Source organism: Streptomyces sp. NPDC002701 (assembly GCF_042889045.1).
GTDB lineage: Bacteria > Actinomycetota > Actinomycetes > Streptomycetales > Streptomycetaceae > Streptomyces.
Map to the genome: position 1 here is coordinate 12,180 of NZ_JBIAQL010000026.1, position 12,813 is coordinate 24,992.

Consider the following 12,813-nt stretch of genomic DNA (forward strand, 5'->3'; position numbering starts at 1 on the left):
GTCACCGCCGCGGTGAACCCTTACCACCGGCCTTACCGGTCCCCCGCCGGCCCTTACCGCTGCTCTCCCCATCGCAGGTCACAGCCCTGCCTGTCCGGGCGGGGCGGATCCGGCCCGGGCCCCTGTGCGCAAGGAGCGACTGCGCAATCCCGTGCACGGTGCGCAGGCTGCGCAGTCTGTGCGCACAGGACGAGAGCCGCCTGCACAGAGCAGACCGGGCGCTGCGCAGGTGGCCGGCTGCACGCTCGGCAAGCCGTTCCGGCGCACCGTGCCCCGCAGCTTGCCCTACAACTTGCCTTTCAAGTTGCCCTACAACTTGCTCTACAACTTGCCTTTCAACTTGCTCTACAACTTGCCTCAGCAACTGACCCGGAGCCGGAAAAATCCCACGTCACACGCCTGGTCAAGGGGGGGCAGACGCGGCGACTACTTCTGTGAGAGACCCTCCGGAGAAGTACCAGCCCAAGACTGACAGGGTCCCCATCACCGTTCTGACCATGAAGCGGAGACCGCGGCGGCCGTGCGGAGAGGGGGAAGCCCTCCTGCAGCTGGACACGTTCACCTGTGACCGGTCGGGATAGTTGTCACCAGCTTGGACGTGCGACCTGGACGTCATCCCAATTCTGAGCGGGGTAGTTGTCACCGCTTGGCCGTTCTTGTTGTTACTACCTCGTGTTTTCCATGCTTGCTGTCACCGGCCGGGATTTTGTGTCCGCTGGCTGGGCTCGGGTACCCCCTTGCCTATCCGATGCCCGGTTGCCGCTCGCCCGCGGGTGCAACAGGTCGAACCTGACGTTCCGCCACTGGGTGCGGAAGGGGGACGTGTCGTCATCGGCCAGGTGGTCGTGGGGGAGCGCCCAAGACTTGACCGGCGTGGTTGTGGCGGTGACGGCCGGCCAGCCCGGGTCGCCGGTGGCGGCGAAGTCGGCCCAGGAGCAGAGCATGCGCTGGGAGAGGGCGTGGTCGAGCTCATCGGGCGGGCCGCCGGTGAGGAATTCGGCGCCGAGAGCGTCCAGGTTGCCGAACGCGAAGGGGATGTCCGCGTTGTGCCAGGGCCGGGCGTCTGCGCGCCTGCGGGCGAAGCGGGCCAGGTAGGACCGGCCGCCAGCCTTCGCGTGGTGCTCGGCGAGGCGGGTGGTGTACTCGCCGAACTTCGCGTCGCCGAACATCGAGAGGTAGCGGTCGAGCACCGGTGCGTCGGGCATGGACGTCCGGTAGTCGTTGACCAAGTTGGCCGGCAGGCGCAGGGCTTCGGCGAATTCTTCCAGTTCTGCCTCGTTGGTGACTTCCCGGACGGCTCCGACCGCGTGGAGGAACCAGCATTCCTCCAACGTGTGGCATGCGAGTAGGTCCACGTCCCGTGCCGCCCCGGAGGCGATCAGGCGGAGCGGGTCCGCGGGCAGGACCTCGCCGTCGACGACGGGTTGAAAGATCACCGGGTCATAGGCATGGATCGTCGCTACAGGGGCGGCCCTGCACTGGGCGGCGACCTTGTCGGAGGCGGCCACCAGAGCCTGGGGCGGTACGGACAGCAGCCCCTCCGCCGTCGGTGCGACGCCGATCTCCGCGGCGATGCGACCGGCGACCGCCGCGGCGAGTTCGACCGTGTAGAAGGCATTGGGCACGCTGTGGGCAATGGCCCGCCGGAACAGTCCCTTGCTCTGCTGCATCGCCATCAGGCAGGCGACCGAGCCTGCCCCGGAGGAGTGCCCGGCGACGGTGACGTTACCTGGGTCGCCGCCAAAGGCCGCGATGTTCTCCTGAACCCAGCGCAGGGCGGAGCCCTGGTCCAGAAGACCGCGGTTGTCGGAGAAGCCGGGCACGTGGCCGAAGCCCTCGAAGCCCACCCGGTAGTTGCAGCTGACCACTACCAGCCCGCCGCGGGCCAGAGCCGCGCCGTCGAAGTCGGGCTGAGCCGAGGAGCCGAAGGTGTAGGCGCCGCCGTGGATCCAGAAGAACACCGGCAGCGCGCCGTCATGCGTGTGCTCCGGCAGCCACACATTGACGGTGAGAACATCTTCATCCCCGGGGCGCCACACGGGCGCCCCGGGCAGCTCAGCGGACTGCGGCGAGATGGGTCCGAAGGCCGTGCAGTCCCGAATCCCGCCCCAGGCCGGCGCCGACTGCGGCTCCCTGAATCGACGGGCGCCGAACGGCGCGGCTGCGTACGGGATGCCGAGCACCGCAGTGACGCCGTTAGCGGGCCCTCTGCCCTGCACACGGCCCCTCGCTGTCCAAAAGACCACCTCAGCACCCGATTGCTCATTCATCGCGCACCAGTCTCACCCGTCAACAGGCTGCCACGCGAGTGAGTTTGGATCCGCCGGCAAGGAATCGACAGGCCCTCGGAGGCACCGATGACAGTTACCACGACCAGGTGACAACTATCTCGACCAGTCACATCACCCGGCGGAAGGGCACGGGTTTCACCCTCGCCCGCTGTCGAACTAGTATTCGATCTCGTGGGGAGCGGGCCCGCAGCACGCACCGGAGGGGAGAGCCCGGCTATGTTCGAGGACCTACCTCCCGATCTGGCACGACTGACCACCCTGAGGACCTGGCACGCCATGTGGCTGCAGCGCATCGACGCCCAGATCGCCGCCGTGCAGCGGCGTGAAGCCGAGCAGGCGCGTGCCCGCCGGTCCCGGCCGGCGCAGCCGGAGTGGGTCGTGGAACTCGGCATCGGCGCCGGGCGCCCGCCCCTTGAGGTCCACGCCGGGGACTGCTACTCCCTCGGCAAACGCCGCCAGGCCGTCAGCCGCAACGAAGCCCGCCGGCTTCTCGCCGACGGCGTACGCGCGTGCAGCCACTGCACCCCCGACACCACACTCGAGATCCCGTTATCCAGCCGCCCGGCCCCCACGGCCGCGGCGCGCTGACGGACCTCTCTGCTCCTGGACGGCCTCGCGCACCGCGGTGACCCACCCCGACCCAGCGCCCCGGACAGGACACCCCAGCGATGACCAGCACTCCCCCACCACCGATCAGCGAACCCGATCCGTCGACCTTCACCACCTCCAGCAGCTACACCGGACCCTGCTCCGGCTGCCAGCGGCCGACCTTGAAGTACGGCTCCGGCGGACTGCCCCTGTGTCAGTGGTGCCTTGAGGCCGCCCGCGAGAACTGGGGGACGGGCGTGCGCTTCACCAACACCCGCCATCCGGCAGGTTGAGACGTGCCCCTCGTGCAAGCACAGCGCGCTGACGGAGTCGATCCGAACGAATGACTGGCGCCTGCTCCTGGGCCGGTTGCATCCACTGGATCAGGGACAGATGCGGGAGCGGCCGAACTTCGCCGCCAGCACGTCCGCGGGGACTCGCTGCAGTTCTCGACCTCGAACAGCAGGACCTGCGAGAGCTGTGCAACTACGTCTGTCACCGTGGGGCGGGGCCGTCGGTGGGCCGGGCCGTGATCTCCCCCTCGAAGGTGTCGTCGACGATCTGCTGGCACACCTCAGCCAGGCGCAGTCGGCGGCGGCGGACGTAGGCGCGGATGGCGGCGAAGGCATCGTCGAGGCCGAGGCCATGGCGTTCGGCCAGGATGCCCTTGGCCTGTTCGATGACGACGCGGCTGGACAGGGCGCGCTGCAGCTGTGCTTTCTCGGCGTGGACCTGCTCGATGGTGCGCTGCTGGAGGATGGCAATGGTGGCGACGTCGGCGATGGCCTGGCCGATCTGGACGTCGGAGTCGCTCAGGCGGCGCAGGCGGGTGTCGAAGAGGTTGACGGCGCCGACGGTCTGCTCGCGCAGTTTCATCGGCAGGGCGTGGGTGACGGCGAAGCCGGCCTGCCGGGCGCAGGCGGCGAAGGGAGCAAAACCGGCGGTGGCGGCGCTGGAGGTGAGGTTGATGTTCAGCTGGGCCCGGCCGGTGCGGTAGCAGCGCACGCAGGGACCCTGATTGTGCTGCAGAGCGAAGAGTTCCAGGAAACGGGTCTTCTCGTCGGAGGCGGCGATGAACTGCAGTTCACCGTGCTGGTCGACGATCATGATGCCGACCGCGTCCACAGCCAGCAGTTCCGTGCAGCGGGTGGACAGGCGGTGCAGGAAGTCGATGAGGTCGAAGTCGGCGGTGAGGGTGTCCACGGCCTCCACCAGAATTTCCAGGACGCGCTGCTGATTCGGCATGGTCATCAGTCCCTGTCATTGGACGGAGAAACCGTCCCCTTCTGGATTGTTCCGGAAAAGCCGCCGCCGGACGACGAAGTCCCCGGCCGAAGTCAGCACCACCGTGGTCTCCGCTCCCCTCCGTGCACGGGCGCGCGGCGGAGTCCATCGCGTCCACTCATCCCCGGCGGCGGCCCCGCGCGGTGCGCCACTGGTTCGGCCGGCCACCGGGGTACTGCCGGGAGCAGGAGCGGTACCGGGCAGGTAGCGGCGTCGGTGACGGGTACAGCGCCCTACGCAGCCGGGCGGCGTCGGCGAGCTGCGCCAGGCGCTCGCGCTGCTCCGGCGAAAGGTGCGGCGGGGTCGGGGCAACCATGAGGGCCTCCGTGCTTGAGGGGGCGGTCCCTGGCACCCTCCCTGCTCCCGGGTGGCTTCGTAGGCGGGCGGTCGGTCGCGTCCCGGCGCCTGGCGCGGTGACTTCTTCGTCCGTCCCGCCGTGCGGGCCGCACGGCGCTTCACGGCCGGAAGCCCTGGCCTTGGCCGGGGTCGGGTTGCTGGCGCTGCTGCTCGTGCTCCTGGCGGTGCTGGTCGACCGCACTGGCCGGATCGGCGGCCGGGGCCTTTCGGTCCTCCATGGTGCGGCGGCGAATGTCGGCGGCGCGGGTGACGTCGGCGAGCCGGTCCAGGTTCTTGGGCGTGTGCAGCCATGTCGCCGGGTCGGTCGTGCGGCCCTCCAGGTACTCCGCGGGCATCGCGGCCTGCTGGTGGGCCTGGACTGCGGCGGCCCGCTGCGCCGGGGTCAGGGCGGCGTCCCGGCCCGGGTGGTCGACGGCGTGGGGAGCGGACGCCATCTCGCCCTCGAGGTCGCGGTGATCGGCGGGTGCGGAGATGGCCGAGGTCGACGCCTCGGTGGCGGCGTCGGATCGGATGCGGGCGTCGCGGATCGCGTTCTGCACGGCGAGGCTGGCGACCCGGGCCCGCTCGTAGCGGCTGGACTCCCGTGGTGGCGTGCCTTGGGCGGGGGCGATCCACCACCGGTGCGGCACCGGGAAGTCGGCGGTGTAGCTGATCCGGTCCGGCGTCGGAGCCTTCCGGCCGGGCTTCACGGCGGTGTGGCGGTGGGAGTACCGGTGCAGGGCCCGGTGGGTGATGTAGTCGTCCAGGCCGCGGGTGAACTCGCGGCCGCGCAGCGTCTCCAGCAGGTGCCGGCGCGCTTCGGCCAGGATGTGGCGCCGGGAGAACTTTTCGCGCACGGTGAAGACGACCGCGGCGACGTCGACGGCGGCGAGCGCCACGTCCACGGTGGGATCCACTCGCGCCCGGATCGCCGCTCCGGCGGCCCGGCACCTGTCCAGGAGGCCGTCGATGAGCTGCTGGCCGAAGCGCAGGATCGCGGAGGTGCGCCACCACGCGAGCAGCTGCGCGAGTGGCTTCGGCTTCTTCTTCGCGGGCCGGGTCTCCTGCGCCGCCTGCCAGCCCAGTTGGTGACGGCCGCGCTCTGAGGGCAGGTGCCCGTGGTCCTTCACGTGCTGGTCGGTGAGCACCTCCAGGGCGTCCTGAATGCGCTGGCGGCGGGACGCCGACCAGTTGATGAGGTCCTCGGCCACTCCGGCAATCTCCATGACCGGCCGCAGACCCGGCGTGACCTCGCGCGGCACGGTCGCCAGCCCCAAGGTTTCGCACACCTCGGTCGTCATGGTGAGGGTGTAGAGCGTCCCGGCGGCCACCACATTCTGGTAGAGGCGGTAGGTGTCCACAGCCCCCCAGACCGGTTCACCTTCGGTGCCCGGGCGCTGGACGCGGTTGAGGATCAGGCAGTGCTCGTGCAGAAGCGGCAGCCCGTCACGATTGTCGAAGTGCCTAAAGGCGGCGACCACGAGCGCGGGCGTCTTCGCGCGGCCGCGGCCTGACGCCCACCGGGTCTCGGCAACCTCATCCTCCAGCCAGCGCAGCGCCGCGGCGAGAGCCCGCTCATGGGCCCGCTCGATGACCCGGCGCACGGTGGCGTCGCCCAGCGCCCACAGCACGACCAGGGACGCCTGTGGCCGGAAGGTGAAGTCCATGCCGAGCAGCGGGGTCTGCTTGCGGGCCTCGATCTCCTCGATCGGCTGCCCCAGCACGGTGAGCCGGCGGGCGGTGGCCGCGTCGACGCCGTCGTCCAGGAGGCCGCGCTCGATGCGGTCGGCGTCCGGGTGCAGGCCCTCGCCGAACAACAGCTCCAGCTGACGCTCGGACACCTGAGCGCCCTCGGTGAGCCCCAGCGCACGCAGACCACGCCCCAGCCACCGTCCCGGTGGGAGCCCGGCCAGCTCCTGGGCGTCCCTCAACGACTGTCCGACCGGACGGCGGCCGTCCCCGAACGCGACTCCGCGTATGTAGTACCGCCACGCGTTACGCCTCTGAATCTTCGCGACACTCAGCATCGCCCCAGCACACACCGGCTCTGACCTGCAAAAAAGCGCGATCCCGTGAGTCGGGAGGGTTCACCGGAACTTCACGGCTGATCCCGCCCGGCGGGCGTTCGCGGAGCCACCGTGCCCGCCCGGCGGACACCACCAGGGCCATGCAAATGCTGCGCGGCAGCCAGTCACACCCGCCTCACCAACACCGAAAACCACCAGCAGACGACTCCACCGCCAACGAGCGCACCTCTACGTACCGCTCCCCCACCCGGCGGTCAAAGACGCCGCGCCCTGCACCACGTCACCGACTCTCCGCCCCCGACAGCGCCGGGGGCTTCTTGCTGCCCGGAGGACCGACGTGCCGACCTACGAGGCCCTGCCCCGCTTCACCACCGACCTGGACCACCTCACCCCGCAGCAACGCCGCCGCTTCCGCCAGACCGTGGCGGCCTTCGTCGAGGACCTACGCACCGGCCGCTTCCGCGCCGGCCTACGCGTCAAGCGTGTCCAGCGAGCACCCGGCATCTACGAGCTGACCTGGTCCATGGGCACCGGCCCCGCAGGACGCGCAACGTGGGAGTACGGGACGCCGATAGTTCCCGGCGAGCAGCACATCGTCTGGCGCCGCATCGGCACCCACGACATCCTCACCAGGCCCTGACTCGGTGCCGCGGCGTGCGAATTCGCACGCGAGCGTTACCGTCTGCCCGGTCATCGGCGGCATGGGCCCGGAGGTGCTCAAGATGCTCCTGGACGTCGCCGCGCACATTTTCATCCCGATCACCGCCGCGGACGACCACGACGGGAGTTCTGCATGCCGCTCGCTCGTGGGTGTGGCACCCCATACCAGTCCGTTACCTTTCCGTGACTTTTCACGCCGGGAAAATCAGCGGGCTGTCGAACGGGTGAAGCGGGTCAGGAACTTGCACACCGGCCGGCACGGACGCATCGGCGCGCCGGCCGCGTCAGCCGCAGTCGTTGTTGTTGATGCGCAGGGAGCGGGTGGTGTCGTTGAGGTTGTAGCCGCGCAGGTCGTGGATGGAGCCGCCGCTCCTGGTGATGCATACCCAGCGCCCGGAGTAGTTGCGCTTTTCGTACACGCGGGCGGTGCGGCCGGAGTTGTTGCGGATGGAGCTGCCGCGGTCGCGGATCGCGGAGGGCAGATCCTTGACGCTGCCATCCACCGCCCGCTTCACCCAGGGCTGCCCTCCGAAGTTGATCTCCGGGTAGATGCAGACGTACCCGTCCGGGCACTCCACCGCCGCGGTTGCTACGGAGATGGTCCGCGGTTGGGAGCCGGGCGCTGTACCGGCAGCGCCGGCCTGGGCAGGGACGCTGAGCATGAGGGGGGCGAGCGCCAGTGCGGCGGCTGCGGCAAGTCGGTGCACGGTTGAGGTCATGCGGCCCAGGCAAGCGCAGCTAGCCGCACGGCACGCCGCGAACACGGCCTGCTCCACCCTGCCGGGTACACCACGGCCGACAGAAACGATCCCCCTGCCCGGGCCGGTTTAGCCACCTCACCGCCTCGGTCGACGGCATCCGGTCCTCGTGCACCGCTCGACACCACCGAGGTGCCTGGCTTGTGGCCCGGGGGAGGTCCGGTGCGGATCCGTGCCGCGGCGAGGTTCCGGATATCCGTATCCCGCTCGCCTCACAACGGGCCGTGCATCGGCCAGTCGTTCAGGTGCGCCGTCCGGGCCGTACTCAGCTGCCAGTTGTGTACGGCGCTGCGGCTGTTTCACGGGCGTAGGAGCGTTCTTGGTGGGGTGGCTTGCCTCGATAGAGCCATCCCACCAAGAACGGGAGCAGAGGCCGCTTTGGTCAGTCCGTCTGAGCGCTGGCTTGTTCTGCGAAGGATTGCGCCAGTTCACCGAGCCGGGCGGGGTCGCGCTCCAGACCCTTCATGCTCAGGAACCGGAGCAGGTCGAAGAACAAGTCGTCGTTGCTTACCTTCGTGTCGAGGAGCATCGCGAGGGCGCCGGGCTGGTCATAAGGCACCTTGCGGGCTGCCTCGCTGCCTGAGGCGGTCTCCTTAGTTGTGGTGCGACCGGGAGAATGCACGCGCGGTTCAGGGATCGTCTCCGAGGTGGGGGGTTCCGCAGTGTCCGCAGCCTCGGTGCCCTTGGCAGCGGTGCCGGTGATTACGGCGTAATCACCGGTGCGATCGCTGTCACCCGGTTCCGCGGCTGATGCACCGTTGGCAGGAGAGGCGATTACGGCGTAATCACTCCTCTGCCCATTCGCCTTGTCCTCTACGGGCGCTTGCGGCGTTGGTTGCGTCCTCTGCGACGCTCGGGCCGCTTCTTCCTTCCGGGCCCGTTCCGCCTTCAGCGCTTGCAGGGCTGCTTCCTGCTGGTCGGCGGGCTTGTTGCCGACGGCGCGCAGCAGGTCGATGGGTTCCTGGCCGATGCGGGCTTGCAGTTCGGGGGTCAGGTTGAGCAAGGCGAGGCGCTGTGACACCCAGCCTTGGGAGCGGTGGAGGTGTTTGGCCAGGGCTCGTTGGCTTCCGTGCATGGCCAGGAGCCGGTGGAGGGCGCGGGCTTCGTCGAGTTCTTCGAGGTCTTGTCGGTGGATGTTGGCGACGAGGGCGGATTCGAGGAGTTCCTCGGAGGTGCTGCCCTGATCATCGCTGACCATGACCTTGAGGGTTACGAGTCCGGCTTCGCGAGCGGCGGCGAGGCGGCTGCTGCCGTCGACAACGACGTGAGTGGTGTCCGGTTCGAGAGCGGCTTCGTGGTTCGGTGTGGCCTTGATGTAGGCGTCGCGGTTCATGACCGTGATCGCCTGCTTCTGGCCGTGGGTTTTCAGACTGCCTGCCAGGTCAGTGAGGTCGCCGAGGGTGGAGCGGGGGTTGTCGGGGTTCAGGCTGATGCGGTGCACCGGGAGTTCGGCCGGCGGGGCGATGCCTTCGGTCGGCACGCCGGTGGCGGCGGCGACCGCCTGTCGGCGGGCGCTGACTGCGTGGGTTTCCGTGCCGAAGCGCCCGGCGCCCAGCTTGCTGGCCTTGCTCATGAGATCTCCCGGGCGAGCGCGCGCATGCCGATCGCCTGCTGTGACTTGGGGGCGTAGGACAGCAGGGGCTGCTTCATGCGGACGGCCTCCTTCTGCTCCTTGAGGTCTCCGATGAGGCCCACGACTCGTGGATCCTTTATGTCGACCCATCCCTGGAGGGAGGACGTGGCGATGTAGCCGCGGCGGCCGTCGTAGAGGTTGACGACAATGCCGAGGTAGTCGATGTCGACCTGCAGGTCACCTCGGAGGTCGTCGATCTGAGCGGTGAGGAGTCCGTAGGCGTCGGCAGAGCTGTCTTCGGCCTGCACGACGATGAGGGCGCCGGACTGGCCAGGCTTTTCGCCGTCGCGGCGGCGGCCGTAGTAGGCGGCGGCGTCCATGCTGAGGCCGAGGCTGGGCGGGCAGTCGACCAGGATGACGTCGTAGTCGGCTTCGAGGGGGGCGAGCGCCCGTTCGAGGGCTGCTTCCCGGGCGCGTACCGCGGACAGGCGCACGTCGAGCAGGAACGCGTCGTTGCAGGCGGGCAGGAGGTGGAGGCGCCCGCCGAAGGTTTCATCGTCGATGGAGACGATGAGGTCGCGGAGGTCGCCCTTGGGGTCGCTGGCCATGTGGTTGGTGAGGCTGTCACCGGTCATCGGCAACGGTGCCGCACCGAGCTGGTTGGTGAGGTGGGCTTGCGGGTCAAAGTCGACGAGCAGTACGCGTAGTCCGAGGCCGGGCAGGTCTTCGACATCCAGGGGTCCGTCGTCGCCTCCGGTGGCGACCGCGAGTTGCTTGGCAGTGCGGACCCGGTGGAGGGTGCCGGGGTCTTCAGCCAGGGCTTCGCCGGTGCCGGCGGTGATGGCGGTCTTGCCGACGCCGCCCTTCTGGTTGCAGACGATGATGCGGCGTGTGATCGCGGGCCGTTCGATGTCCGGGGCCGGGTTGGAGTCCAGCCACAGTTTCGTGGACTGGGCAAGTCCTTGAATGAGGGAGAGGCCGCGGTCGGCGGCGACGCCTCGGAAGTGTTCCCACTGTCCTGGCGGGAGGAAGGTGGAGAACGAGTCCGCGCCTGCGGTGTCGACGGTTTCGAGTGCGGAAGCCAGGTCGCACCAGGAGTTGATGCCTTGTTCGACGGCGGCCTGGATCTCCATGCCGTGCTGGGCGGCTCTGATTTTGAGGTCCTGCCGGAGCCATCCCGGCAGTTTGGAGACGACCTTCTCGCGGTCGCCGGTGGCGGCAGGTGAAGTCATGGGGGACACCTTACTAACGTCCATGATCCTTGGAAGCGTCGACACGTTAGTTAGGACTACCTCTTGTGGTCGTGCGACAGCCCTCTCCCTCATTACGACGTAATCACCGGCCCCTCAGACTCCCCCGCCCTGTGGGTGATTACGGCGTAATCACCGGACTGGCGCCCGGCACCTCGGCCACCGCCGCACTGACCGCGACCGGTCGCAGGGCAGAGCCAGCGCGCCTCCCATCGGCGCCCCATCCTTAACGGCAATCAACCGCAGGCTCGGTCGCCGGGGCGGTGCTTGCTTCTTCGTGACCGTGAGGAGCGCGGAGCGCGCACCCCAACTGACCACAGCGCCCAGAAACGCAAAAAGGCCGGCTCCCCCGCACAGGATGCGGGGGAGCCGGCCTTCGGCCGTTCAGGCAGCCCACACTGCGGGCGCACCGTCATCAGGGTTGGGGATTGCGGCAGCGGCCGCTTGTGCGGCCGGGTGCCGCATGGCAGTGATCGGCACGGCGCCGGGCTCGGTGGGCGGTGCCCAGACCATGCGCCAGGTGTCGTCCCGCTCGCATCCGCAGCCGTGGTCTGGGCGCGGATGCCGTAAGAACACGCCGTATGTAAGGACAGCGCGCGGGATGCGGGGGATGAGGACCGCCGGGTCGTCGCCGGGGTAGAGGTGCAGGTTCCGCCAGCTGTGGATCCGGAACATGTACGCGGCGGCGGCCTCGATGACGTCGGCCCACTTGTGGTGGCCGAGCACGAGGAATGCGACCGGGTAGAGGTGGTCGTCGGTGGGGTCGTCGATCCCGGTGATGCGCAGCCCGGAGTAGGCGAGGAAGCCGTTCTGCGTCGCGTCCTCGCCGGGCGTCCAGAGCTGTTCGACGGGGTGCATCGTGCCGTCGTCGCCCTCGCTGGCCTCGATCTCGTACAGGGCCGGGGCGGTCACGCGATCACCCCCGCGACGGCGGCGTCCAGGAACGCCACGGCGTCGGCCTCGTACGGGTCGGCGAACAGCGGGTGGTCGCTGACGTCGAACGGCCCGAACCGCACGGCGACACGGTGGCCGGGCACGAGGGTGGTCTCCCGCCCGTCCAGCGCGGCGGTGAGCCGGTCGTAGTCCTGCTGGGCATGCCGGGTCTGGGTGTAGGGGCCGACGCGCAGCAAGGTGAAGCCGTCGTGGCTGTCGTCGCGTTTGCGGGCCTCGATGTAGAGGGCGTAGTGCGCGGGTTCCATGCCGACGTCGTCGGGCAGGGGCAGGCCGGCGGCGGCGTGGGTGAGCATCGCGTAGCCGGGCTGCCAGACGCCGATGATCGTGCTGGTCTTGCAGCGCAGCCAGCCGCGTTCGGTGTAGCCGAGCTGGCGGCCATGGAGGTAGGCGGCGGCGTGGCCGGTGTCGGGATGGACCAGGGCGACGGCGATCAGGTCGAGGCTGTGGTCGTCGCCGGGCCGGGTGTGCGCCCGCTCGATGAACGGCCCGACGCGCACGGCGATGTCCTGGGCGCCACCGGGCTGCCAGGGCTGCGGGGTGCGCAGGGCGGTGAGCATCGCGCGGAAGGCGTCGACGACGGACTGGTCCTCGGGGGCGATGGCTCCGGGGGCGCAGCCACAACGGCGAAAGGGGAGGCGTTTCATCGGGTGGGTTCCTGTTCGGGGTGGGCGGGACGGGTGCCGACGGGTGTTTTGAGGACGCGCGGAAGGTGGGCGTGGAGGTGCTCGACTTCAACCTCGCGGCCGTGGCCTCGGAGTTCGTGGGCAAGGATTTCGGTGAGGCCGCATGCCCTGTGGCGGCCTCCTGCGCATCCGATGGCGATGCGGCGCGGTCCGGCGGGGAGGGTCGCGTAATCGGTGAGGTTGGCGAGCAGTTCGCGGGCGCCGGGGGTGTTCAGGACGACGTCCTGGACGCGGGGGTGGAGGCCGTCCAGATCGAGGATGTCGCGGGCGGCGGCGGGGTCGCGGAGCCGGTCGCGGACGTCTTCGATGCGGTCGGCGGCGGGCGGGACGGGCTGGCCGTCCGGGCCGGTGGGCAAGTGCAGGTAGCCGAACGAGGTCAGGCGGATAGGTTCCACGAAGGGGCCTCCGG

General features: G+C 69.5%; 12 protein-coding genes. 3 read left to right on the forward strand and 9 right to left on the reverse strand.

What is annotated here, in order from left to right:
• Nucleotides 1-665 precede the first annotated feature (665 nt).
• On the reverse strand, nt 666-2,270 hold the full coding sequence (locus ACFYXC_RS36350; protein ID WP_389556788.1) for a carboxylesterase/lipase family protein: 1,605 nt from the start codon (nt 2,268-2,270) through the stop codon (nt 666-668).
• A gap of 237 nt (nt 2,271-2,507) precedes the next feature.
• Between ACFYXC_RS36350 and ACFYXC_RS36355 the strand changes: the two genes are divergently transcribed.
• Together ACFYXC_RS36355 and ACFYXC_RS36360 are read left to right on the forward strand one after the other, a co-directional pair.
• Entirely contained in the window at nt 2,508-2,879 is a 372-nt protein-coding gene (locus ACFYXC_RS36355; RefSeq protein ID WP_389556790.1) for a DUF6233 domain-containing protein, read from the forward strand.
• Nucleotides 2,880-2,959: 80 nt separating this feature from the next.
• Nucleotides 2,960-3,172: a hypothetical protein gene (locus ACFYXC_RS36360; protein ID WP_389556792.1), complete on the forward strand. Its 213-nt coding sequence runs from the start codon at nt 2,960-2,962 to the stop codon at nt 3,170-3,172.
• A gap of 202 nt (nt 3,173-3,374) precedes the next feature.
• Here the strand turns inward: ACFYXC_RS36360 and ACFYXC_RS36365 are convergent, their stop codons facing one another.
• Both ACFYXC_RS36365 and mobF read right to left on the reverse strand, forming a co-directional pair.
• Entirely contained in the window at nt 3,375-4,130 is a 756-nt protein-coding gene (locus ACFYXC_RS36365) for an ANTAR domain-containing protein (RefSeq protein WP_389556794.1), read from the reverse strand.
• 488 nt (nt 4,131-4,618) lie between these two features.
• Complete coding sequence (gene mobF / locus ACFYXC_RS36370; protein ID WP_389556795.1) at nt 4,619-6,526, reverse strand: MobF family relaxase; 1,908 nt, start codon at nt 6,524-6,526, stop codon at nt 4,619-4,621.
• A gap of 337 nt (nt 6,527-6,863) precedes the next feature.
• On the opposite strand from mobF, the gene ACFYXC_RS36375 reads away from it, so the two are divergent.
• Entirely contained in the window at nt 6,864-7,166 is a 303-nt protein-coding gene (locus tag ACFYXC_RS36375; protein WP_389556796.1) for a hypothetical protein, read from the forward strand.
• A 304-nt stretch (nt 7,167-7,470) separates the two neighbouring features.
• Here ACFYXC_RS36375 and ACFYXC_RS36380 read toward each other — a convergent pair whose 3' ends face one another.
• The 6 genes from ACFYXC_RS36380 to ACFYXC_RS36405 all read right to left on the reverse strand — a co-directional run bounded on the left by ACFYXC_RS36380 (nt 7,471) and on the right by ACFYXC_RS36405 (nt 12,799).
• The gene (locus ACFYXC_RS36380) at nt 7,471-7,905 is read right to left on the reverse strand and encodes a peptidase inhibitor family I36 protein (protein ID WP_389556797.1); all 435 of its coding nucleotides are present in this window, start codon (nt 7,903-7,905) and stop codon (nt 7,471-7,473) included.
• A gap of 421 nt (nt 7,906-8,326) precedes the next feature.
• Nucleotides 8,327-9,517 carry a ParB/RepB/Spo0J family partition protein gene (locus tag ACFYXC_RS36385; RefSeq protein ID WP_389556799.1) on the reverse strand — a complete coding sequence of 397 codons (1,191 nt, stop codon included), beginning with the start codon at nt 9,515-9,517 and terminating at the stop codon, nt 8,327-8,329.
• Complete coding sequence (locus ACFYXC_RS36390) at nt 9,514-10,749, reverse strand: ParA family protein (protein WP_389556801.1); 1,236 nt, start codon at nt 10,747-10,749, stop codon at nt 9,514-9,516. Before ACFYXC_RS36390 ends, ACFYXC_RS36385 begins: the two co-directional genes overlap by 4 nt.
• 402 nt (nt 10,750-11,151) lie before the next feature.
• The gene (locus tag ACFYXC_RS36395) at nt 11,152-11,679 is read right to left on the reverse strand and encodes a hypothetical protein (RefSeq protein ID WP_389556802.1); all 528 of its coding nucleotides are present in this window, start codon (nt 11,677-11,679) and stop codon (nt 11,152-11,154) included.
• A complete protein-coding gene (locus ACFYXC_RS36400) occupies nt 11,676-12,365 on the reverse strand; it encodes a hypothetical protein (RefSeq protein ID WP_389556804.1) in 690 nt (229 codons plus the stop codon). Before ACFYXC_RS36400 ends, ACFYXC_RS36395 begins: the two co-directional genes overlap by 4 nt.
• Nucleotides 12,362-12,799, reverse strand: a complete 438-nt coding sequence (locus ACFYXC_RS36405) for a hypothetical protein (RefSeq protein ID WP_389556806.1) — start codon at nt 12,797-12,799, stop codon at nt 12,362-12,364. The genes ACFYXC_RS36400 and ACFYXC_RS36405 overlap by 4 nt, the downstream gene beginning before the upstream one ends.
• Nucleotides 12,800-12,813: the final 14 nt, after the last annotated feature.

What these genes read in the sequence shown, in the direction of transcription:
- ACFYXC_RS36385 (WP_389556799.1), bottom strand. Translation starts at nt 9,517, where the DNA reads ATGAGCAAGGCCAGCAAGCTGGGCGCCGGGCGCTTCGGCACGGAAACC.
- ACFYXC_RS36360 (WP_389556792.1), top strand. Translation starts at nt 2,960, where the DNA reads ATGACCAGCACTCCCCCACCACCGATCAGCGAACCCGATCCGTCGACC.
- ACFYXC_RS36350 (WP_389556788.1), bottom strand. Translation starts at nt 2,270, where the DNA reads ATGAATGAGCAATCGGGTGCTGAGGTGGTCTTTTGGACAGCGAGGGGC.
- ACFYXC_RS36380 (WP_389556797.1), bottom strand. Translation starts at nt 7,905, where the DNA reads ATGACCTCAACCGTGCACCGACTTGCCGCAGCCGCCGCACTGGCGCTC.
- ACFYXC_RS36365 (WP_389556794.1), bottom strand. Translation starts at nt 4,130, where the DNA reads ATGACCATGCCGAATCAGCAGCGCGTCCTGGAAATTCTGGTGGAGGCC.
- ACFYXC_RS36355 (WP_389556790.1), top strand. Translation starts at nt 2,508, where the DNA reads ATGTTCGAGGACCTACCTCCCGATCTGGCACGACTGACCACCCTGAGG.
- mobF (WP_389556795.1), bottom strand. Translation starts at nt 6,526, where the DNA reads ATGCTGAGTGTCGCGAAGATTCAGAGGCGTAACGCGTGGCGGTACTAC.
- ACFYXC_RS36400 (WP_389556804.1), bottom strand. Translation starts at nt 12,365, where the DNA reads ATGAAACGCCTCCCCTTTCGCCGTTGTGGCTGCGCCCCCGGAGCCATC.
- ACFYXC_RS36390 (WP_389556801.1), bottom strand. Translation starts at nt 10,749, where the DNA reads ATGACTTCACCTGCCGCCACCGGCGACCGCGAGAAGGTCGTCTCCAAA.